This window comes from Duganella levis (genome assembly GCF_009857605.1).
GTDB classification, from domain to species: domain Bacteria; phylum Pseudomonadota; class Gammaproteobacteria; order Burkholderiales; family Burkholderiaceae_D; genus Rugamonas; species Rugamonas levis.
Genome location: NZ_WWCT01000004.1, coordinates 154,308 through 175,490, shown reverse-complemented (window position 1 = coordinate 175,490; position 21,183 = coordinate 154,308). Strand labels below are relative to the sequence as shown.

Below are 21,183 nucleotides of genomic sequence, written 5' to 3'. Positions count from 1 at the left end.
GGACAAAGACAAACACTGGAGATGCACAATGAAACATAAAAAAATGAGCTGGCTGATTGCCACGCTCTTTACTTCGCCACTGCTGGTCCAACAGGCCATGGCACAAGATGCCGCCGCCGCAGCAGGCGATATTCAACAAATTAATGTGACCGGTATCCGCGCCTCGGTGCGCAATGCGCTGGCGGCCAAGGAAGCCTCCAACAGCATGGTGGAAGTCGTATCGTCGGAAGACATCGGCAAGCTGCCGGATACCACCATTGCAGAATCGCTGGCGCGTTTGCCTGGCCTGTCTTCCGGCCTGGATCGCGGCAACGCGTCGCAGATCGTCGCGCGCGGCATGGGTCCACGCTTCATCGGCGCCACGCTGAACGGCCGTGAACTGGCATCGTCGGAACCGGATCGCGCGGTGCGTTTCGAGCAGTTCCCGTCGGAGTCGATCAGCGGCGCGACTGTGTATAAAACGCAGAACGCCGAACTGGTGGAAGGCGGCATCGCCACCACCATCGACCTGCAAACCGTGTCGCCACTGAAGTACAACGGCCGTCAGATCAACCTGAAAGCCGATGCACTGTACTACCCGATCTCGAAAGACATCGCCGGCGCCGACAAGACCGCGCCACGCGTGGGCGGCATTTACGTCGACCAGTTCCTGAACAAGACTTTGGGTGCGGCGATTGCTTTCAGCTACCAGGACCAGCCATCGGTGCAGAAGGGCGTGCAGCAGTGGGGCTTCGATGAAAGCACCGCCACCAACAAGACGCCCTGGGGCTTCCAGGATGACATCCGCCGCGGCGACAACAAGCGCAGCAGCGTGCTGGGCAAAGTCGAATGGAAACCGAACAACGACGTCCTGATCACCGCCGACACCTACTTCGCCCGCACCAAGATCAACGAAGACCAGCTGCAGCACTGGACCGAAGGCCTGGCCAACTACGCCAACTACACCAACGTTAACCTGATCAACGGTTACGTGGCCGGCGCTACCGCCGACTGGACCAAGGTCGTGAACAACCACTCGCGCTGGCTGCAGGACGCCAACGTGGCCGCCACTGGCCTGAACGGCAAGTTCACCGCCGGCGACTGGAAAGTGGAAACCGATCTGTCGACCTCCCACGCCATGCGCAGCAGCCAGTGGGTAGACGTGCGCCAGTGGAGCAACGACTACATCAAGACCACCTTTGATTTTACCGGTAACGAACACCAGGCCTACAGCTTCGGCATGGACACCGGCAATCCGGCCAACTACAGCGCCGCAACGCTGTACGTCGACACCGACGGCCACGTGAAGGATCTGCTGAACGCCGTGTCGGTCAGCGCCTCGCGTCCGATCGACAACAGCATCATCAGCCGCATCAAGGTTGGCGTGCGCGCCACCGATCGCGAGAAGAGCTATCGCCAGACTACCTGGGATATGGGCTCGCAAGCGATTCCGCAATCGGCGTTTGAAACCGTGAACGTGGCCGGCTTCCCGTCGTATATCGCACTGAAGGACTTCACCGGCACCATCGCTTCGGTCTACGGCGCCAACGCCACCAACCCGACCGGCCGCGTGCAGACCCAGGATGATCTGTTGTCCGGCTGGAAGGTCAAGGAGCGCAGCACCTCGGCTTTCATCCAGGGTGACCTGGATGGCGAAGCCCTCGGCAAAACCTACCGCGGCAACGTCGGTGTGCGCGTTGTGCACACCAAGACCGACAGCTACGGCATGGAGTCGATCGGCGGCGCGGATGCCACGCCGGTCGAAGGCGGCACCTCGTACACCGAAGTCCTGCCTAGCCTGAACCTGATCTTCAATCTGGATGAAGCGCAGGAACACCAGATCCGCTTCAGCGCGGGGCGCGCCATGTCGCGTCCACCGCTGGACGAGCTGCGTGCTTCGCGCATCCTGAGCACCGTCACCACCGGCCGGCCGCAAACCGGTACCGCCGGCAATCCTGACCTGCTGCCGATGATGGCCAATCAGGTGGACCTGGCGTACCAGTGGTACTTCGCCAAGGGCGGCCTGGTGTCGGTGGCCGGCTTCTACAAGCAGGTGCAGCGTTACATCGCCATCACGCAGAGCGAGGCGATTACCCGCTCGGTCAACGGCGAAGGCGGCAACGTGCGCGGCCTGGAGCTGGTGTACCAGCAGGCGTTCAACTTCCTGCCGGCGCCATTCGACGGCCTGGGTATCGCCAGCAACTACGCTTACACCCTGAGCTCTATCCATGAGCAGGTGCCGGTCGGTAATCCATACCCGATCCAGGGTCTGATGAAGAACAACGGCGGCATCACGCTGTGGTACGAGAAGGCAGGCTACGAAGCACGCCTGTCGGCTACCCATCACAGCTCGTTCGTGCGTAACCCAAGCTGGGACGCCGGCCAACTGCTGGTGAACGGCGCGGAGACCTACTACACGCTGAACCTGGCCAAGCAACTGACGCCTAACATCCAGGTCCGCTTCGGCATCGATAACCTGAGCAATCAGAAATCGGTTTACACCAGCGCCAACAACCCACTGCAACAGCAGGTGACCGATTACGGCCGCCGCTACAATCTGGGCCTGTCGTTCAAGCTGTAAGCACGTAACCTTTTTATCGTGGTATTTGCGGAGCGGTGCGTGATGGCACTGCTCCGTTTTTTTTATCAGGGGAGACTGCTTTGAAAATAAGACTGATAAGTATCATGCTGTTGTTGATGGCCTGCGTGAACGTCGACGCCGCCACGCGCGAACGACTGTCGCTGGATCGCGGCTGGCTGTTCCACCAGGGCGACATCGTCCAGCCGCCTATCGTTGGACACGAAGAATCCTATAGCAATGCCAAAGCCGGCAGCGCCGGCGGCGCTGCCGGCAATGAATACGACGACTCGGACTGGCGCCATCTCGACCTGCCGCACGACTGGGCCGTCGAAGGTCCGTTCGATCCCAAGGCCAATGTGGCGCAGGGCTACCGTCCGCGCGGCATCGGCTGGTATCGCCGCTACCTGCAAGTCGATCCGGCGGATCGCGGCAAGCATTTTGAATTGCAGTTCGACGCCATCGCCACCCACGCCACGGTCTGGGTCAACGGTAATGTGGTCAACCGCAACTGGTCCGGCTACAACGCCAGCTACATCGACATCACACCGTTCCTGCGCTATGGCGATGCGATGAACACCATCGCCATCCGCGTCGATGCGGAAGCGATGGAGGGCTGGTGGTACGAAGGGGCCGGCATGTATCGCCACAGCTGGCTGGTGAAGCGCAACCCGGTGCACGTGGTGACCGACGGCGTGCACGCCACGCCGCGTCTGGTGAAGGACAAGCAGTGGAGCATTCCGGTTGAAGTCACGCTGAATAACAGCGGCAAGGCCGCCAGCGACGTCATCGTCGAAGTGACGCTGTACGACGCCGCCGGCAAGCAGGTGGCGCAGCGCACCGCGCCGGCGCGCGTGGGCGTGCTGGCCACCAGCACCGTGCAGCTGCCGATCACCGTCAACAATCCGGCCATCTGGTCGCTGGAGAAGACCAACCTGTATCGCGTGACCACTCGCGTTCTGCAAGCCGGCAAGGCGCAGGATGAGGTGTCGCTGAACACCGGCTTCCGCACCATCCGCTTCGATGCGGCGCAGGGTTTCTTCCTCAACGGCGTGCACCTCAAGCTGCAAGGCGTGTGCATTCACCAGGACCATGCAGGCGTTGGCGTGGCGGTGCCGGATTCGGTGTGGGAGTATCGTCTGCGCCGCCTGAAGGAAATGGGCGTGAACGCGATCCGCTTCTCGCACAATGCGCCGGCGGCGGAAGTACTGGACATGGTGGACCGCATGGGCTTCGTCGTCATGGACGAGAACCGCAATTTCAATCCATCGGCGGACTACATGAAGCAGCTGGAGTGGATGGTCAAGCGTGACCGCCACCATCCGGGCATCGTCCTGTGGTCGGTGTTTAACGAGGAGCCGGTGCAGGCCACCGAAGTCGGTTACGAAATGGCGCGCCGCATGTCGGCCGCCGTCAAGGCGCTGGACGATACGCGTCCGGTGACCGCTGCGATGAACGGCGGCTTCCTGACCGAGCTGAATGTGTCGCATGCAGTCGATGTTGTAGGCGCCAATTACCAGGTGCCGGATTACGACCGCTATCACAAGGCTTATCCGAACAAGCCGTTCACCAGTTCCGAGGACACCTCCGCCTTCATGACGCGCGGCGAGTACAAGACGGTGAAAGAGAAAAACCTGATCGCCAGCTATGACGACGACGCGGCGCAGTGGGGCAATACCCACCGCGATGCGTGGGAAGCCATCGACAAGCGTCCGTTCGTGGCGGGCGGTTTTGTGTGGACCGGTTTCGATTATCGCGGCGAGCCGACGCCGAATGAATGGCCGTCGGTCAGCTCGGTGTTCGGCATCATGGACTTGAACGGTTTCCCGAAAACCGCCTACTACATCCACCAGGTGCAGTGGATCAAGGACAAGCCGCTGATCCACATCGCGCCGCACTGGAACTGGAAGCAGGGCGACAAGGTACGCGTGATGGTGATGGCCAACGTCGAACGCATCCAGTTGCTGCTGAACGGCCGCGCGCTGGGCGAGCAGAAGGCCGATCCTTATCGCATGAATAATTTCGACGTCGCCTTCGAGCCGGGCAAGCTGGAAGCGATCGGCTACCGGGGCGGCAAGGAAGTCGTGCGCACGGCGGTCGAGACCACCGGCGCGCCGGTGTCGCTGGAGCTGGTGCCGGACCGCGCGCAGCTGAACGGCGATGGCCGCGACGCGCTGCCGATCACCGTGCGCGCGCTGGATGCGCAGGGCCGCGCCGTGCCGCTGGCGGATAACGAAGTAACCTTCGCCGTCACGGGCGGCGGCCGCTCCATCGGTCATGGCAACGGCGATCCGAATTCGCACGAAGACGAGAAGGGCGCCACGCGTCGCCTGTTTAACGGCCTGGCGCAGCTGATTGTGCAGACCAACTACGATGCCAAGGACGCCGTCACCATCAGCGCCACGGCGCCCGGCCTGCAAGCGGCGCGCGTGACGATTCCGGTCAAAGCGGTGGCGGCCGAGCCGTTCGTGGCGCCGGCCGATGCGCCGCTGACGTTTGTGCGCAGCTGGCGGATTGCTCCGGATGGCGATGCGCGTCCGGACCCGAACCAGAAGCTGGCCAGCTTCGACATGAATACCTGGGGCTGGGGATCGCCGCCGATGCGCGCCGCCGCCGGCAGCAAGTATCACCTGTACCGCGCCAGCTTCACGCCGCGCAAAAACCTGTCGGACGGCAGCGGCCACATTCGCTTTGCGTCGATCAAGGGCAAGGCAGAGATCTGGCTCAACGGCGCGCTGGTCGGCAAGAAGGACAGCTACGCCGCCGCGCCACTGGATGTGGTGCTGCCGGCCGGCGACGGCAAGCGCGAGATCAATGTGCTGATCGAAGCGGAAGCGGGGCAGGGCGGCGGCATCGAGGGCAATGTCACCATCGAGCCGGCGCAGTAGTTGACGGCGAGTAAATAAATCGCGTGCTTGTCGGTAGCAAACACGCGATTCGGTTGACGGCATCCCGCGCGCTGCCTATAGTGGCGGGATGATTTCAGATTTCCAAGAACTGTCCGATAAAATCGACCAGCTGGCCGAGATGACCGTCGCCCTGCGCCGGGAAAATGCGCAGCTGCGCCAGGCCAACGCCGCCCTCGTGGTGGAGAACATGGGTTATCAACGCCGTCTGAGCGAGGCCTCGACGCGGGTCGAAGCTTTGCTGGAGCAGATCCCGTCCCTCGACGCCGACACGCCCGAAGAAAAGCAGCCTGAAAACGAGGACGCACGATGATCCAGGTGGATGTGACCATCATGGGCCTGAGCTACAAGCTGGCCTGCAAGGAAGAGGAAGAAGCGGCGCTGCGCAAGGCGGCGTCTTTCCTCGACAAGAAAATGTCGGCGATTCGCGACGCCGGTAAAGTCAAGGGCAATGACCGCATCGCCGTGATGGCGGCACTGAGCGTGGCGGCGGAATTCCTGACGGTGAAAGCGCCGCAAGGTCCGTTGTCTGACATGTCGATCCTCGAAGTGCAGACCAAGATCAGCGCCATGCACAAAGTACTGGATGCCGCGCTGACGCCACAGGAAACGCTGTTTTAATTTGTTTTTAATTGGATCAGCCCTTCCTTTGCGGCGCACAAGAGAGTAAACTTCATTCACCCTGCAGTGTTCGAGACTTGTCATATATTCCTTGAACCATTTTTTTGCACCGGTTACGGAAATTTGTTCGATGGGCGAGAGCGTCGCTAGTCCGATGAACCCGAAATTGAACTAACTGTGACCACCTGAGCCTTTTGGTTCGGGATGCCGGCAAGACGGCACACGTGGGGCCCTATTCAACGAAGAGCGGTTGCAAGCATGTGAATGCGCAGCCGCTTTTTTTCGTCTGGACGTTTTTGCAAGGAGGCGCGATGCAGTATTGGCTGATGAAATCCGAACCGGATGAAGTGAGTATCGACGACGTCATGGCTTCGAAGGACCAGACCACGCCGTGGTTCGGCGTGCGGAACTACCAGGCGCGCAATTTCATGCGCGACCAGATGCAGGTCGGCGATGGGGTGCTGTTCTACCACTCTAGCTGCCCGGAGCCCGGCATTGCGGGCCTGGCGGAGATAGTGAGCGCTCCTTATTCGGACGCCTCGCAGTTCGACGCCAAGGGCAAATACTACGACCCCAAGGCCACGCAGGAGCAGCCGCGCTGGATTTCGATCGATGTCAAAGGCACGCAGAAAACGCGCTTGCTGTCGCTGGCGGAGATGCGCACGATCCCCGCGCTGGAAGAGATGACGGTGCTACAAAAGGGCAGCCGCCTGTCCATCACGCCGGTCACGCCGGCGCAATGGAAGGCAGTGGTCAAGCTTTTGAAATAATCGGCGGCCGTCCCTGCTGGCGGACCTTGTAGGCCCATACCAGCATCAGGATGGCGCCGACGATCATCGGCAGCGACAGCACCTGGCCGGAGGTGATCGGCAGGCCTAGCACGTTGGTTTCCCAGTCCGGAGTGCGGAACCACTCGGTGAAGAAGCGCGCGCACCCATACAGCAGCGTGTACATGGCGCCTACCGCCAGGCGTGGACGTTCCTTGCGCGCGTATAACCACAGGATAATGAATACCAGCAGGCCGTCGATCAGCATCTGGTAGATCGGCGACGGATGGCGCAGACCTTGCAGGAACACCGGGTCCGGATGCAGCGGGTAGCGGATGTCCGGCCACAGCATGGCCCATGGCAGCGATGGATCGCTGACCACGCGGCCCGGCAGTTCGGCGTTGATGAAGTTGCCCATGCGGCCGGCGGCGTAACCCAGCGGTACCAGCGGCGCGATGAAGTCGTACACGTCCAGCAGGTTGCGGCCGGCCTTGCGCGCCCACAGCGACATGGCGATCACCACGCCGAGGAAGCCGCCGTGGAACGACATGCCGCCGTGCCAGACCTTGAAGATTTCGATCGGATCGGAGAAGTACTTCACCGGCTCGTAGAACAGCACCTCGCCCAGACGGCCGCCGATGATCACACCCATCATGCCGTAGAACAGCATGTCGTCCAGATCCTCTTTCTTCCACAGTTGCGCGGCGATGTGCGGCTGCTTGATGCGCACCCGGCCCAGCGCGATGAACAGCGCAAAGGCCAGCACGTACATCAAACCATACCAGTGGATTGCTACCGGCCCCAGTTGCAGGGCGACGGGATCGGGCATTGGGTGTATCAGCATAGAGCGCTTTTCCTCAATTCGTTTCTTAATAAATCCAAAAAGCCGTGCAGCACCGGCGAGGCGTTGTCGCGCCGCCAGGCCAGGCCGGTTTCGACCAGTGGCGTGGCGTCGGCCAGCGCCCGGTATTCTACCCCGGTCCGCATCAGATTGGAGACGGACTGCGGCACCAGCGCCATGCCGATGCCGGCCGATACCAGGCTGACGATGGTCTGCATCTGGATCGCTTCCTGGCCGATCTGCGGCGTGATGCCGGCGTCGCGGAACACGGACAGGATGGCGTCATGCAGCGCCGGCGAAATCGCGCGCGGGAAGATGATCAGCGGCAGCGGCGGCAGGGCTGACAGTGTCAGCTTGCCTTTCTTTTTCAGCGCCGGCAGGCCGGAGGGCAGCGCCAGCACCAGCGGCTCGTTCAGCACCGGCAGGTAGTCGAGTTGTTCTTTGGCCTTGTCCGGCAGCGGCGGGATCAGCAGGCCGGCGTCGATGCGGTTGTGCAGCAGGTCGTCCAGTTGCAGATCGGAGGTGGCTTCCTGCAGGGTGATCTGCACTTGCGGGTAGGCGGCGCGGTAGGCGCGCAGGAAGGGCGGCAGCACGCTGTAGTCGGCCGAGGAGACGAAGGCCAGCGTCAGGCGCCCGACTTCGCCGCCGGCGGCGCGCTGCACCAGCTGCGGCAGCTCCTGCGCGTGCGCCAGCATGCGGCGGGCTTCCGGCAGCAGCGCGGCGCCGGCCGGGGACAGCGTCACGCCGCGGCGATTGCGCTCGAACAGCGGCGCGCCCAGTTCTTCCTCCAGCGCCTGGATGGTTTGCGACAGCGGCGGCTGCGTCATGTGCAGGCGCAGCGCCGCCTTGCCGAAGTGGAGTTCTTCGGCGACGGCGATAAAGTAGCGCAGCTGTCGCAGTTCCATATGGTTTACTATGTTGTTTATGCTCTGTGATATTTTATACCACTCACAGCTGTGCAAATCATATATTTGACACCGTCGTGGGGACGTCGCAAACTCCCATGCTAAGCCAGCAGAATTAGGCTAGCCTTATCATTGGAGAAACATCATGCCGCAATACCGTTCCCGCACCACCACCCACGGCCGCAATATGGCCGGCGCCCGCGCACTCTGGCGCGCCACCGGCATGAAAGATGGCGACTTCGATAAGCCGATCGTCGCCGTGGTCAATTCCTTTACCCAGTTCGTGCCGGGTCACGTGCACCTGAAGGACCTGGGCCAGCTGGTCGCGCGCGAGATTGAAAAAGCGGGCGGCGTAGCGAAAGAATTCAACACCATCGCCGTCGATGACGGCATCGCCATGGGCCACGGCGGCATGCTGTATTCGCTGCCGTCGCGTGACCTGATCGCCGACTCGGTCGAGTACATGGTCAACGCCCACTGCGCCGATGCGATGGTCTGCATCTCCAACTGCGACAAGATCACGCCGGGCATGCTGATGGCTGCCATGCGCCTCAACATTCCGGTGGTGTTCGTGTCGGGCGGTCCGATGGAAGCGGGCAAAGTGGTCAAGGTAGTCAACGGCGGCCAGAAGATCATCAAGCTGGATCTGGTGGACGCCATGATCAAGGCCGGCGACAGCAGCGTCAGCGACGCCGATGTGGCCGAGATCGAGCGTTCGGCCTGTCCGACCTGCGGTTCGTGCTCCGGCATGTTTACCGCCAATTCAATGAACTGCCTGACCGAGGCGCTGGGCCTGTCGCTGCCGGGTAACGGCACCATCGTTGCTACCCACGCGGACCGCGAACAGCTGTTCCTGCGCGCCGGCCGTCTGATCGTCGAACTGGCCAAGCGCCACTACGAGCAGGATGATTATTCGATCCTGCCGCGCACCATCGCCAACAAGGCGACGTTTGAAAACGCCATGGCGCTGGACGTGTCGATGGGCGGTTCGACCAACACCGTGCTGCACCTGCTGGCGGCTGCGCACGAAGCGGGCGTGGACTTCACCATGGCCGACATCGACCGCATCTCGCGCAAGGTGCCGTGCCTGTGCAAGGTCGCGCCGATGACCGACAAGTTCCACATCGAAGACGTGCACCGCGCTGGCGGCATCATCTCGATCCTGGGTGAACTGGCGCGTGGCGGTTTGCTGGATACCTCGCGTCCAACCATTCACGCGCCTACGCTGGCCGATGCGATTGAGCGCAACGACATCAAGCGCAGCGACGATCCTGCCGTGCACAAGCTGTTCAGCGCAGCGCCGGGCGGCGTACCGACCCAGGTGGCGTTCTCGCAGTCCGAGCGTTTCGCGTCGCTGGATCTGGACCGCAGTACCGGCTGCATCCGCGACAAGGAACACGCGTATTCGCAGGACGGCGGTCTGGCGGTCTTGTACGGCAACCTGGCGGAGAAGGGCTGCATCGTCAAGACGGCAGGCGTGGATGAAAGCATCCTGAAATTCAGCGGCAAGGCGCGCGTGTTTGAATCGCAGGACGCGGCGGTAGAAGCGATCCTCGGCGACAACGTACATGAAGGCGACGTGGTCATCATCCGCTACGAAGGTCCGAAGGGCGGTCCTGGCATGCAGGAGATGCTGTATCCAACCTCGTACATCAAGTCCAAAGGTCTGGGCAAGGCGTGCGCGCTGTTCACCGATGGCCGTTTCTCGGGCGGTTCGTCGGGCCTGGTGATTGGCCACGCTTCGCCGGAAGCGGCGGAAGGCGGCGCCATCGGCCTGGTGGAAGAGGGCGACATGATCGACATCGACATCCCTAACCGCACCATCGGCCTGCGCGTCACCGACGCCGAACTGGCAGCGCGCCGCGCCGCGATGGAAGCCAAGGGCGCCGATGCATGGCAACCGGTGAATCGCGAGCGTTACGTCTCGCAAGCACTGCAAGCCTACGCCGCCCTGACCACCTCCGCCGACCGCGGCGCCGTGCGCGACCTGTCGCAACTGAAGCGCTAATCCGTGCATCTCCCGCTCCGTCCGGAGCGGGAGTTTATTTCTTGTTGTCGAACGACTGTTTGACGCGTTCCTTGCGGCGTTTTTCGTCTTCGTTGTGGGCTTTGCGTTTGTCGAAGCCCAGCATCGGTTCGAGGAATTCGAACCACAGGAAGGCCAGCACCATCAGGGCGCCGATCGCCCACCAGGATAGCTCGGCAAACTTCCATACTTCAAAATAGCGCAGCACTACCAAAGCTAGGATCAGCAGGATCAGTGGCATGATGTTCTCCTTTCCCTCTATCTTACATTGGTTTCATTGACAGCAATATTCCCCGCATCGTCAACCATTACTTGATTTGAGCGTTAAATGCGCTAAAGCAAAACGCGGTAAAATGGTTCGGCAAGATTTAGTCGCATTCACCTGGAGAACACACAATGAAACGCAATTTGATGATGGTTGGGGTAGTGGTGGCATCGGCCTTCGCTTCGCAAGTCGCCATGGCGGACGCCGGCCTGGATCTGGCCAAGGCCAAGAACTGCATGGCTTGCCACGCGGTCGCCAACAAGGTCGTCGGTCCTGCCTACAAGGATGTCGCCGCCAAATACGCCGGCCAGAAAGATGCCGAAGCCAAACTGGTCACCAAGGTGATGAAGGGCGGTTCGGGCACCTGGGGCGCGATCCCTATGCCAGCCAATCCACAGGTGAGCGAGGCCGAAGCCCACACCCTGGTGAAATGGGTGCTGTCGCAGAAATGACCTTGGGTTAGCCAAAAAAAACGCGCCTTCAAGGCGCGTTTTTCATTTTTACTTGATCACTTCAAACTTGGTCTTCTTGCCGTTGTCGTAGTTGAACAACGTCAGCGAACCATCCTTGATGTCGCCCTTGGCATCGAACGAGATCAGGCCGGTCACGCCCTGGTACTTGATCTTCTGCAGGAACGGCAGGTACTTGGCCGGCTGCGCCGAGTTGGCTTCCTGCATGGCGGTCGCCATGGTCATCACCGCATCGTAGACGTACGGCGAATACAGCTGCACATCGGCGTTGTATTTCTTCTTGTAGCGGGCCTGGAAGTCGTCCATGCCTTTCTGCTGCTCGGCGGTGACGCCGCCCGCTTCGGCGCAGGTCACGGTGCCGGTCACGGCCGCCACGCCGGCCAGCTTCGGCAGCGATTCGGTGCAGGTGCCGTCGCCGCCCATGTACTTGGCGGTGATGCCCAGCGCCTTCATCTGGCGCAGCAGCGGGCCGCCTACCGAGTCCATGCCGCCGAAGAAGATCAGGTCCGGATTCTTGGCCTTGATCTTGGTGAGGATGGCGTTGAAGTCGGTGGCTTTGTCGGTGGTGAATTCCTTGGCGACGATGTCGATGCCCGGCGCCGCTTTCTTGGCGCCTTTGACGAATTCTTCCGCCACGCCCTGGCCGTAGGCCGTGCGGTCGTCGATCACGGCGATTTTCTTGGCGCCGATTTTGGTGACGGCGTAGCTGCCCAGCGTGCCACCGAGCTTGGCGTCATTGGCAACCACGCGGAAGGTCGATTTGAAGCCTTGCTGCGTGTACTTGGTCTGGGTGGTGGCCGGCGAGATTTGCGGGATGCCAGCGTCGTAGTAAATCTTGGAGGCGGGGATGGAGGTGCCGGAGTTCAGGTGGCCGATCACGCCGTTGACCTTGGCGTCGACCAGCTTCTGCGCGACCGCCGTGCCTTGCTTCGGATCGCCGCCGTCGTCTTCCAGTTGCAGCACGAACTTGACCGGCTTGCCGTCGATCTTGATGCCCTTGGCGTTCAAATCCTCGATCGCCATTTTGGCGCCGTTTTCATTGTCCTTGCCGAGGTGAGCCGATGGACCCGAGACCGGCGCCACGTGGCCGATCTTGATCACTTCCTGCGCACCGGCGCTGCCGGCAAACGCCAGGGCGAGGGCCAGGGGAATGAATTTGAACTGCATGTGCAAATCTCCAAAGTTGTATGCAAGGCTACCAAGGTACAACAATTTATTCGCCGCGCAAAGCGGCAAACAGGGGCTTTTGAACTTTTTTGGAGCGTTTCCCTGATTTGAGGCAAAGCTGCTTCAGGGCGGTGCGGTCCGTGCACACGACAGGTGCGCGGACCGGGATGGCGGGCTTACTTTTTCTGCGCTTGCAGATGGGTCAGTTCCTGGGCGACTGCGCGCGACACGATCTTCTCGATCGTGTCGTGCAGGCCGATGCGGATTTCGTTGGTCAGGTCATGCAGTGCATGGCTGAGCACTTCGGCCATGCTGTCCTTGATGCGCTGCTCCAGCACAAAATCCACGCGCGACTGCAACTGGTGCATGATGCGCACCGACAGCCGGTGTTCCATGACGGCCCATTCGGCATCGGTCCAGCCGTCGATGGCCTCGGCTTCCAGCTGGGCCTCGGTGGAGATCGGTGGCGGCGGTGCGCCTTCGTCATTCAAAGGCTCCGCTTTCAGAACTTCCGTCAGGACAGGGATACTTGCGTCAAACGATGCTTGGCTCATGATTTTCCTGCGACAAAGTGGGTAAGAGGATAGTCTTGCTGCTTGTATGCGACATAACGCTTGCGGCCGGCAGCCGCATCATCTTCTTCAGAAGAAATCACTTCAATCATGCGCGCAAACTGCGTCACATTGCGCGGTGCGCGGCGCGACAGATTGACCAATAATTCTTTGTGCGTGTGTGGTAATTCCGCCTCATCATCGTCCGTCAGCAGGATTGGGGTGTGCGCCGCCAGCGCATCGTCCGCCAATACGTGCGGCAGGAAGTCGGTGGCGGAAAAAGCCCACATCGCCGCGTTAAGTTCTGCCAGTTGCACGGCATCGTCGGTCATCAGCACCACGCGGTTGTTCGCGGCCCAAGCCTTGCGCACCAGGCGGCAGGCGTAGGCGACTTTGTCCGGGACATTGGTGTGGAAGTCGATGCGTGTCATGGTAAATCCAGTGTATGCGAAAACGCCGGAAACCGCTGGCATCGATGTTGCTACCGTGCGGTTCCCGGCGTGGGAAAGGAAGAGGAATTGTTACGCGGCCATGCCGCTGTGACGCAGCAGTGCGTCGATGCTCGGCTCGCGGCCGCGGAAGGCGGTGAACGACTCCAGCGCCGGACGCGAACCGCCCACCGACAGGATCTCGGCCAAGTAGCGCTTGCCGGTTTCCGACACGGCGGCTGGGCCCAGTTTCTGCGCTTCTTCAAACGCGGCATAGGCATCGGCCGACAGCACTTCGGCCCACTTGTAGCTGTAGTAGCCGGCCGCATAACCGCCGGCGAAGATGTGGCCGAACGAGTTCTGGAAGCGGTTGAAGGCCGGCGGAATCACCAGCGAGAACTTGCCGCGCACTTCGTCGATCAACTGCTGCACGCTCTTGCCGCTGTTGGCGTCGTAGTCGTAGTGCAGGTGCATGTCCAGCAGCGAGAATTCGACCTGGCGCAGCGTCTGCAAACCGGACTGGTAATTCTTCGCCGCCAGCATCTTGTCGTACAGCGCGCGCGGCAGCGGTTCGCCGGTGACGGCGTGCGCGGTCATGTGCTCCAGCACTTCCCATTCCCAGCAGAAGTTTTCCATGAACTGCGACGGCAGTTCCACCGCATCCCACTCGACGCCGGAGATGCCGGACACGCCCAACTCATCCACCTGCGTCAGCATGTGGTGCAGGCCGTGGCCGAATTCGTGGAACAGCGTGATCACTTCATCGTGCGTGAACAGCGCCGGCTTGGCGACGCCGTCTTCCACTGCCGGCTCGGTGAAGTTGCAGGTCAGGTAGGCGACCGGCGTCTGTACATTGGTGGCGTCGGCGCGGCGGCCGCGGGCGTCGTCCATCCAGGCGCCGCTGGACTTGCCGGCACGCGCGTACAGGTCGAGGTAGAACTGGCCGATCAGCTTGCCGTCGCGCTCGATGCGGAAGAAGCGCACGTCCTTGTGCCACACCGGCGCGTCGTCGGTCTTGATCTCGACGTTGAACAGGTTCTGGATCTGGCGGAACAGGCCGTCGACCACTTTGTGTTCAGGGAAGTATTGCTTCACTTCCTGCGCCGAGAAGGCGTAGCGGGCTTCCTGCAGTTTTTCGGAGGCGTACGGAATGTCCCAGGCTTTCAGCTCGTCGATGCCGAGCTCGTCCTTGGCAAAGGCGCGCAGTTCGGCCAGGTCTTTCTCGGCGAACGGGCGGGCGCGCTTGGCCAGGTCTTCCAGGAAGGCGATCACTTCGTCCGGCGACTTGGCCATCTTCGGCACCAGCGAGACTTCGGCGAAGTTGTTATAGCCGAGCAGCTTGGCTTCTTCGTCGCGCAGCTTCAGCAGCGTGACGATGTTGGCGGTGTTGTCCCAGTCTTCTTTCTTGCTGAAGACGTCGCCTTGTTCGGAGGCCTTGGTGGCGTTGGCGCGGTAGATGGTTTCACGCAGTTCGCGCTTGTCGGCGAATTGCAGGATCGGGTAGTACGACGGGAAGTGCAGCGAGAATTCCCAGCCTTGTTTTTCGGCCTTCTCGGCGGCGGCGCGGGCGGCGGCCTTGACGTCGTCCGGCAGGCCGGCCAGGTCGGCTTCATCGGTCACCAGCAGCTTGTAGTCGTTGGTGGCGTCCAGCACGTTTTCCGAGAAGCGGGTCGAGGTTTTGGCGTGCTCTTCCTGGATGTCGGCGAAGCGTTCTTTTTGCGCTTCCGGCAGCTCGGCGCCGCCCATGCGGAAGTCGCGGATGGCGTTGTCGATGATGCGCTTGCGGGCCGGCGTCAACGTGGCGAATTCGGCCGAGGCGCGCAGCGCCTTGTATTTGGCGAACAGCGCTTCGTTCTGGCCGAGCTCGGTCCAGAATTCGGTCACTTTCGGCTGGTTCTCATTGTAGACGGCGCGCAGTTCGGGCGTGTCCACCACGTTGTTCAGATGACTGACGATGCCCCAGGCGCGGCCCAGCAGCTCGGTGGCGTCTTCCAGCGGCGTGACGAAGCTGTTCCAGGTGACGTGGTCGGCAGGGGCTTGCAGCTGTTCGACCACGGCGCGGCTCTTGGCCAGCAGGTCGTCGATGGCTGGGGTGACGTGCTCCGGTTTGATGGCGTCAAAACGCGGCAGGCCGCTGAAGTCGAGCAGGGGATTCTTGTCAGTCATCTTGGGGTCCTATATTGGTTTATACGCGCTCGGCCGCTTCCACCGTGTTCATCAGCAGCATGGTGATGGTCATCGGGCCCACGCCGCCGGGGACCGGCGTAATGTGCGATGCCACTTCCTTGATGCCGTCGAAGTCGACGTCGCCGCACAGCTTGCCTTCGTCGTTACGGTTGATGCCGACGTCGATCACGATCGCGCCCGGCTTGACCATATCAGCAGTCAGGGTATTGCGGCGGCCGGTTGCGGCCACGACCACGTCCGCCTGGCGGGTGTACACGCCGATGTCCGGGGTCGCACTATGGCAGATGGTGACGGTAGCGTTGGCTTGCAAGAGCAGCAGCGCCATCGGCTTGCCGACCGTGTTGCTGCGGCCGATCACCACCGCATGCTTGCCGCGCAGGTCCACGCCGGTGCTCTCGATCAGTTTCATGCAGCCATACGGCGTGCACGGACGGAAGCCCTCCAGGCCGGTCATCAGCTCGCCGGCGCTCAGCACCGAGTAACCGTCCACGTCCTTCTTGGCGGAGATGGCTTCAATCACTTTGTGCGGATTGATGTGTTTCGGCAGCGGCATCTGCACCAGAATGCCGTGGATGGCCGGATCGGCGTTCAGCGCGGCGATGCGTTCCAGCAGTGCGGCCTCGCTCAGATCCGCAGGGTATTGATCCTTGAGCGAATAGAAACCGGCGTCCTCGCAAGCCTTGACCTTGTTGCGCACATACACATGGCTGGCCGGATCGTCGCCGACAATGATCACGGCGAGACCAGGCTGTTTGCCTTGAGCGGTCAGTTTTGCAGCACGTGCAGCAATTTCCGCGCGCAGTTTTTGGGAGAGGGCGATTCCGTCGATCAGTTGAGCAGGCATGATTTAACCAGAGTGGTAGAGGGAGAACCGCATTATAAAGCGGCAGCGGCCATCCCGCCGCGTTTTCCGCCGCCAATGAATGCTGCACTGCACAAGGTTTTCATAGGGTAATTTCATAATATGAAATGCCTTATCGTAATTTGAAAAAGCCAAAATAGGCTGCTAGAATCCCCACACATCATTAAAGTAATAGTAAATAATCAGCAAACTCTCAACCCGGAAGCCGCATGGTTCGGGGCACAATCTCAACTCAGGAGACTTAATACATGTCAGCTCAACTTGACCAGGTAACGGCAAACACCGACCCGGATTCGCAAGAAACTAAAGAATGGTTGGATTCCCTGGCCTCAGTGCTGGAACAAGAGGGCCCTGATCGTGCTCACTACCTGCTGGAACGCCTGATTGACCTGGCCCGCCAAAGCGGCTCGGACATCCCGTTCTCGGCCAACACCGCTTACGTCAACACGATTCCACTGTCCCAGGAGCAACACTGCCCGGGCAACCTGGAATACGAAGAAAAACTGCGCTCGTGGATGCGCTGGAACGCCATGGCGATGGTGGTCAAGGCCAACCGCGTCGACGGCGACCTCGGTGGTCACCTGTCCTCGTTCGCCTCGCTGGCCAATATGCTGGGCATCGGCTTCAACCACTTCTGGAAAGCGCCGAGCGAAAACCATGGCGGCGACCTGCTATACATCCAGGGCCACTCGTCGCCTGGCGTCTACGCGCGCGCCTTCCTGGAAGGCCGCCTGAGCGAAGACCAGCTGCTGCACTTCCGTCGCGAAGTCGACGGCGGCGGCCTGTCGTCGTACCCGCACCCGAAACTGATGCCGAGCTTCTGGCAGTTCCCGACCGTGTCGATGGGCCTGGGCCCGCTGATGGCGATCTATCAGGCACGCTTCCTGAAGTACCTGCACGCGCGCTCGATCGCCGACACCACCGACCGTAAAGTCTGGGCCTTCTGCGGCGACGGCGAGATGGACGAACCGGAATCGCTGGGCGCGATCGGTATGGCCGCGCGCGAGAAGCTGGACAACCTGGTCATCGTGGTCAACTGCAACCTGCAACGCCTGGACGGTCCGGTGCGCGGCAACGGCAAGATCATCCAGGAACTGGAAGGCGAATTCCGTGGCGCCGGCTGGAACGTGGTCAAAGTCATCTGGGGCCCGGGTTGGGACGCGCTGCTGCAACAGGATAAAGAAGGCATCCTGCGCAAAGTGATGATGGACACCGTCGACGGCGAGTACCAGAACTACAAGGCCAAAGACGGCGCCTACGTGCGCAAGCACTTCTTCGGCAAGCATCCAAAGCTGCTGGAGATGGTTGCCAACATGACCGACGACGACATCTGGCGTCTGACCCGCGGCGGCCACGATCCGCACAAGATCTACGCTGCCTTCAAGGTCGCGCAAGAACACAAAGGCCAACCGACCGTCCTGCTGGTGAAAACCATCAAGGGCTTCGGCATGGGCAAGCACGGCGAAGCACGCAACACCGCGCACAACACCAAGAAGCTGACCGACGAAGCCGTGCGCGAAATGCGCGACCGCTACTCGATCCCGATTCCGGACGATCAACTGGCCGACATCCCGTTCTACAAGCCAGCCGACGACGCACCGGAAATCAAGTACCTGCACGAGCGCCGCGCCGCGCTGGGCGGCTACCTGCCGGCCCGTCGCCAACAGGCCGACGAGAAGCTGACCGTGCCGCCGCTGAGCGCCTTCCAGAACGTTCTGGACGCGACCGCAGAAGGCCGTGAAGTGTCGTCGACCCAGACTTACGTGCGTATCCTGACCACGCTGCTGAAAGACTCCAGCGTCGGCTCGCGTATCGTGCCTATCCTGGTCGATGAGTCGCGCACCTTCGGTATGGAAGGCCTGTTCCGTCAAGTCGGTATCTTCAACCAGCAAGGCCAGTTGTACGAGCCGGTCGACAAAGACCAGGTGATGTACTACCGCGAAGACAAGGCTGGCCAGATCCTGCAAGAGGGTATCAATGAAGCCGGCGGTATGAGTTCGTGGATCGCTGCGGCGACGTCGTACTCGACCAACAACCGCGTGATGATTCCGTTCTATACCTACTACTCGATGTTCGGTATGCAGCGTATCGGCGATCTGGTGTGGGCTGCTGCCGACATGCGCGCGCGCGGCTTCCTGATGGGCGGCACCGCCGGCCGCACCACGCTGAACGGCGAAGGTCTGCAGCACGAAGATGGCCATAGCCATCTGTTCGCAGCGGCTGTGCCGAACTGCATGCCGTACGATCCAACCTTCGGTCACGAAGTGGCCGTGATTATTCAAGACGGTATGCGTCGCATGGTGGAAGAACAGGAAGACGTGTTCTACTACATCACCATCATGAACGAGAACTACGCTCACCCAGGCATTAAGCCAGGCCAGGAAGAGGGCATCCTGAAAGGTATGTACCTGCTGCAGCAAGGCGACGAGTCGCTGAAACAGCGCGTGCAGCTGATCGGCTCCGGCACCATCCTGCGTGAATCGATCTTTGCGGCTGAACTGCTGAAGAACGACTGGAACATCGCTGCCGACGTCTGGTCCGCTCCTTCGCTGACGCTGGTGGCGCGCGATGGTCAGGATGCCGAGCGCTGGAACCTGGTCAACCCGACCAAAGAGCAGCGCGTGCCATACGTGGCGCAACTGCTGAAAGATACCAGCGGTCCGATCGTGGCGACGACCGACTACATGCGCGCGTTTGCCGAACAGATCCGCGCCTTCATTCCGAAAGACCGCACCTACCGCGTGCTGGGTACCGATGGTTTCGGCCGTTCGGACAGCCGCGCCAAACTGCGCGAGTTCTTTGAGGTGAACCGTTACTACATCACGGTTGCCGCACTGAAGTCGCTGTCGGAAGAAGGCAAGATCGACGCTTCGGTGGTTGAGCAGGCTGTGGCCAAGTACAACCTCAATCCGAACAAGCCAAATCCGGTGACCCAATAATCCGCTTAGAAAAATACGGAGCAAACGCTATGAGCATTGTGGAAGTTAAAGTCCCGGATATCGGCGATTTCAAGGAAGTTGAGATCATCGAAGTGATGGTCAAGGTTGGCGACACCATCAAGGTGGATCAGTCGCTGATCACCGTTGAATCGGATAAGGCCAGCATGGAGATCCCTTCGTCCGCCGCCGGCGTGGTGAAAGAGATCAAAGTGAAGGTTGGCGAGAAGGTTGCCATGGGTTCGCTGGTGCTGGTACTGGAAGGTGACGGCGCTGCTGCCGCCGCACCAGCCGCCGCTCCGGCGCCTGCCGCCGCAGCCCCTGCACCGGCACCTGCCGCTGCTGCCCCGGCGCCTGCGCCGGCAGCATCGGCCGGCCCGGTCGACGTCAAAGTACCGGACATCGGCGACTTCAAGGAAGTGGAAGTCATCGAAGTCATGGTCAAGGTTGGCGACACCATCAAGGTGGACCAATCGCTGCTGACCGTTGAATCGGACAAGGCCAGCATGGAAATCCCATCGTCGCACGCCGGCGTGGTGAAAGAAGTGAAGGTCAAGGTAGGCGACAAGGTTGCCATGGGCACGGTCGTATTCGTGGTAGACGCAGTGGGTGGCCCAGCCGCCGCAGCGCCTGCACCGGCCGCTGCTGCTCCGGCGCCTGCCGCCGCTGCCGCCGCGCCGTCGCCAGCACCTGCGCCGGCTGCCGCCGCTGCCGCGCCGACCGCGTCGCAAGGTTCGGTCACCACCGGCAAACTGGCGCACGCATCGCCATCGATCCGCAAGTTCGCCCGCGAACTGGGCGTGGACCTGGGCAAAGTGCCAGGTTCCGGTCCTAAAGGCCGCATCACCCAGATCGACGTGCAGAACTACGTCAAGGGCGTGATCGCCGGTACCGTCGCTTCGCCTTCGGGCGCTGCTGGTGGCGCCGTCGGTGGCGGCGGTAACTTCAGCGTGCTGCCATGGCCGTCGCTGGACTTCAGCAAATTCGGCGAAACCGAACTGCTGCCGCTGTCGCGCATCAAGAAGATCTCCGGTCCTAACCTGCACCGCAACTGGGTGCAGATCCCGCACGTCACGCAATTCGACGATGCCGACATCACCGACCTGGAAGCCTTCCGCGTTGAATCCAACGCCGCTACCGCCAAGAACAAGGACGCCACCAAGCTGACCATGCTGGCCTTCGTGATCAAGGCATCGGTCGCCGCGCTGAAGAAATTCCCGACCTTCAATTCGTCGCTGGACGCGAAGGGAGAGAACCTGATTCTGAAGAAGTACTACAACATCGGCTTCGCCGCCGACACGCCGAATGGCCTGGTGGTTCCAGTGATCAAAAACGCCGACCAGAAATCGGTCACGCAGATCGCCAAAGAGATGACCGAGCTGTCGCTGCAAGCGCGCGAAGGCAAGCTGAAGCCGGCCGACATGCAAGGCGCGACCTTCACCATCTCGTCGCTGGGCGGCATTGGCGGCACGCACTTCACGCCGATCGTCAACGCGCCGGAAGTGGCGATCCTGGGCTTGTCCAAGGCGTCGCTCAAGCCGGTGTGGGATGGCAAGGCGTTCCAGCCTCGCCTGCTGATGGGTACCTCGCTGTCCTACGACCACCGCGTGGTCGATGGCGCGATGGGCGCGCGCTTCTCCGTGTACCTGAGCGAAGTGCTCGGCGACATGCGTAAAATTCTGCTGTAAGGAGCC

At 61.3% G+C, this 21,183-nt stretch carries 17 protein-coding genes and 1 other RNA gene; 10 read left to right on the top strand and 8 right to left on the bottom strand.

Annotated features, from left to right (window positions below; translation table 11 throughout):
- Positions 1–28 precede the first annotated feature (28 nt).
- From GTP69_RS07455 to GTP69_RS07430, 6 genes are all read left to right on the top strand, one after another.
- Positions 29–2,560, top strand: coding sequence for a TonB-dependent receptor (locus tag GTP69_RS07455; RefSeq protein ID WP_161054279.1), 2,532 nt, complete (start codon positions 29–31; stop codon positions 2,558–2,560).
- A 104-nt stretch (positions 2,561–2,664) separates the two neighbouring features.
- Positions 2,665–5,445, top strand: a complete 2,781-nt coding sequence (gene galA / locus GTP69_RS07450) for a beta-galactosidase GalA (RefSeq protein ID WP_161054278.1) — start codon at positions 2,665–2,667, stop codon at positions 5,443–5,445.
- Positions 5,446–5,533: 88 nt separating this feature from the next.
- Entirely contained in the window at positions 5,534–5,776 is a 243-nt protein-coding gene (locus GTP69_RS07445; protein ID WP_161051277.1) for a hypothetical protein, read from the top strand.
- Positions 5,773–6,084, top strand: a complete 312-nt coding sequence (locus GTP69_RS07440; RefSeq protein ID WP_161044945.1) for a cell division protein ZapA — start codon at positions 5,773–5,775, stop codon at positions 6,082–6,084. Before GTP69_RS07445 ends, GTP69_RS07440 begins: the two co-directional genes overlap by 4 nt.
- Before the next feature lie 55 nt (positions 6,085–6,139).
- Positions 6,140–6,319: non-coding RNA, 6S RNA (gene ssrS, locus GTP69_RS07435), on the top strand.
- A gap of 76 nt (positions 6,320–6,395) precedes the next feature.
- Positions 6,396–6,854: an EVE domain-containing protein gene (locus GTP69_RS07430; protein ID WP_161054277.1), complete on the top strand. Its 459-nt coding sequence runs from the start codon at positions 6,396–6,398 to the stop codon at positions 6,852–6,854.
- On the opposite strand, the gene lgt is transcribed toward GTP69_RS07430, so the two are convergent.
- Both lgt and GTP69_RS07420 read right to left on the bottom strand, forming a co-directional pair.
- The gene (lgt, locus tag GTP69_RS07425; protein ID WP_161054276.1) at positions 6,838–7,695 is read right to left on the bottom strand and encodes a prolipoprotein diacylglyceryl transferase; all 858 of its coding nucleotides are present in this window, start codon (positions 7,693–7,695) and stop codon (positions 6,838–6,840) included. The two genes, GTP69_RS07430 and lgt, sit on opposite strands and share 17 nt — an antisense overlap.
- Positions 7,689–8,597, bottom strand: coding sequence for a LysR family transcriptional regulator (locus tag GTP69_RS07420; protein ID WP_161054275.1), 909 nt, complete (start codon positions 8,595–8,597; stop codon positions 7,689–7,691). Before GTP69_RS07420 ends, lgt begins: the two co-directional genes overlap by 7 nt.
- 145 nt (positions 8,598–8,742) lie before the next feature.
- Here GTP69_RS07420 and ilvD point away from each other — a divergent pair, with 145 nt between their 5' ends.
- Positions 8,743–10,605, top strand: a complete 1,863-nt coding sequence (ilvD, locus tag GTP69_RS07415; protein WP_161054274.1) for a dihydroxy-acid dehydratase — start codon at positions 8,743–8,745, stop codon at positions 10,603–10,605.
- Positions 10,606–10,639: 34 nt separating this feature from the next.
- Here the strand turns inward: ilvD and GTP69_RS07410 are convergent, their stop codons facing one another.
- A complete protein-coding gene (locus tag GTP69_RS07410; protein WP_110844865.1) occupies positions 10,640–10,864 on the bottom strand; it encodes a TIGR04438 family Trp-rich protein in 225 nt (74 codons plus the stop codon).
- A 155-nt stretch (positions 10,865–11,019) separates the two neighbouring features.
- On the opposite strand from GTP69_RS07410, the gene GTP69_RS07405 reads away from it, so the two are divergent.
- Positions 11,020–11,340, top strand: coding sequence for a c-type cytochrome (locus tag GTP69_RS07405; RefSeq protein WP_161054273.1), 321 nt, complete (start codon positions 11,020–11,022; stop codon positions 11,338–11,340).
- Between the two features lie 48 nt (positions 11,341–11,388).
- Here the strand turns inward: GTP69_RS07405 and GTP69_RS07400 are convergent, their stop codons facing one another.
- The 5 genes from GTP69_RS07400 to folD all read right to left on the bottom strand — a co-directional run bounded on the left by GTP69_RS07400 (position 11,389) and on the right by folD (position 16,535).
- Complete coding sequence (locus tag GTP69_RS07400) at positions 11,389–12,525, bottom strand: branched-chain amino acid ABC transporter substrate-binding protein (RefSeq protein WP_161048173.1); 1,137 nt, start codon at positions 12,523–12,525, stop codon at positions 11,389–11,391.
- Positions 12,526–12,701: 176 nt separating this feature from the next.
- Positions 12,702–13,079, bottom strand: coding sequence for a DUF2486 family protein (locus GTP69_RS07395; RefSeq protein WP_110844862.1), 378 nt, complete (start codon positions 13,077–13,079; stop codon positions 12,702–12,704).
- On the bottom strand, positions 13,076–13,507 hold the full coding sequence (locus GTP69_RS07390) for a DNA polymerase III subunit chi (RefSeq protein ID WP_161054272.1): 432 nt from the start codon (positions 13,505–13,507) through the stop codon (positions 13,076–13,078). Before GTP69_RS07390 ends, GTP69_RS07395 begins: the two co-directional genes overlap by 4 nt.
- A 90-nt stretch (positions 13,508–13,597) precedes the next feature.
- Positions 13,598–15,670, bottom strand: coding sequence for a M3 family metallopeptidase (locus tag GTP69_RS07385; RefSeq protein ID WP_161054271.1), 2,073 nt, complete (start codon positions 15,668–15,670; stop codon positions 13,598–13,600).
- Positions 15,671–15,689: 19 nt separating this feature from the next.
- Positions 15,690–16,535 carry a bifunctional methylenetetrahydrofolate dehydrogenase/methenyltetrahydrofolate cyclohydrolase FolD gene (gene folD, locus GTP69_RS07380; protein ID WP_161054270.1) on the bottom strand — a complete coding sequence of 282 codons (846 nt, stop codon included), beginning with the start codon at positions 16,533–16,535 and terminating at the stop codon, positions 15,690–15,692.
- A 266-nt stretch (positions 16,536–16,801) separates the two neighbouring features.
- Here folD and aceE point away from each other — a divergent pair, with 266 nt between their 5' ends.
- On the top strand, positions 16,802–19,492 hold the full coding sequence (gene aceE, locus GTP69_RS07375) for a pyruvate dehydrogenase (acetyl-transferring), homodimeric type (protein ID WP_161050499.1): 2,691 nt from the start codon (positions 16,802–16,804) through the stop codon (positions 19,490–19,492).
- Between the two features lie 29 nt (positions 19,493–19,521).
- On the top strand, positions 19,522–21,177 hold the full coding sequence (gene aceF, locus GTP69_RS07370; protein WP_161054269.1) for a dihydrolipoyllysine-residue acetyltransferase: 1,656 nt from the start codon (positions 19,522–19,524) through the stop codon (positions 21,175–21,177).
- Positions 21,178–21,183: the final 6 nt, after the last annotated feature.

Coding starts and splice junctions, on each gene's coding strand:
- GTP69_RS07400 (WP_161048173.1), bottom strand. CDS start 12,525: ATGCAGTTCAAATTCATTCCCCTGGCCCTCGCCCTGGCGTTTGCCGGC.
- GTP69_RS07420 (WP_161054275.1), bottom strand. CDS start 8,597: ATGGAACTGCGACAGCTGCGCTACTTTATCGCCGTCGCCGAAGAACTC.
- GTP69_RS07385 (WP_161054271.1), bottom strand. CDS start 15,670: ATGACTGACAAGAATCCCCTGCTCGACTTCAGCGGCCTGCCGCGTTTT.
- GTP69_RS07390 (WP_161054272.1), bottom strand. CDS start 13,507: ATGACACGCATCGACTTCCACACCAATGTCCCGGACAAAGTCGCCTAC.
- GTP69_RS07445 (WP_161051277.1), top strand. CDS start 5,534: ATGATTTCAGATTTCCAAGAACTGTCCGATAAAATCGACCAGCTGGCC.
- aceE (WP_161050499.1), top strand. CDS start 16,802: ATGTCAGCTCAACTTGACCAGGTAACGGCAAACACCGACCCGGATTCG.
- galA (WP_161054278.1), top strand. CDS start 2,665: ATGCTGTTGTTGATGGCCTGCGTGAACGTCGACGCCGCCACGCGCGAA.
- GTP69_RS07455 (WP_161054279.1), top strand. CDS start 29: ATGAAACATAAAAAAATGAGCTGGCTGATTGCCACGCTCTTTACTTCG.
- folD (WP_161054270.1), bottom strand. CDS start 16,535: ATGCCTGCTCAACTGATCGACGGAATCGCCCTCTCCCAAAAACTGCGC.
- aceF (WP_161054269.1), top strand. CDS start 19,522: ATGAGCATTGTGGAAGTTAAAGTCCCGGATATCGGCGATTTCAAGGAA.
- GTP69_RS07405 (WP_161054273.1), top strand. CDS start 11,020: ATGAAACGCAATTTGATGATGGTTGGGGTAGTGGTGGCATCGGCCTTC.
- ilvD (WP_161054274.1), top strand. CDS start 8,743: ATGCCGCAATACCGTTCCCGCACCACCACCCACGGCCGCAATATGGCC.
- GTP69_RS07440 (WP_161044945.1), top strand. CDS start 5,773: ATGATCCAGGTGGATGTGACCATCATGGGCCTGAGCTACAAGCTGGCC.
- lgt (WP_161054276.1), bottom strand. CDS start 7,695: ATGCTGATACACCCAATGCCCGATCCCGTCGCCCTGCAACTGGGGCCG.
- GTP69_RS07430 (WP_161054277.1), top strand. CDS start 6,396: ATGCAGTATTGGCTGATGAAATCCGAACCGGATGAAGTGAGTATCGAC.
- GTP69_RS07395 (WP_110844862.1), bottom strand. CDS start 13,079: ATGAGCCAAGCATCGTTTGACGCAAGTATCCCTGTCCTGACGGAAGTT.
- GTP69_RS07410 (WP_110844865.1), bottom strand. CDS start 10,864: ATGCCACTGATCCTGCTGATCCTAGCTTTGGTAGTGCTGCGCTATTTT.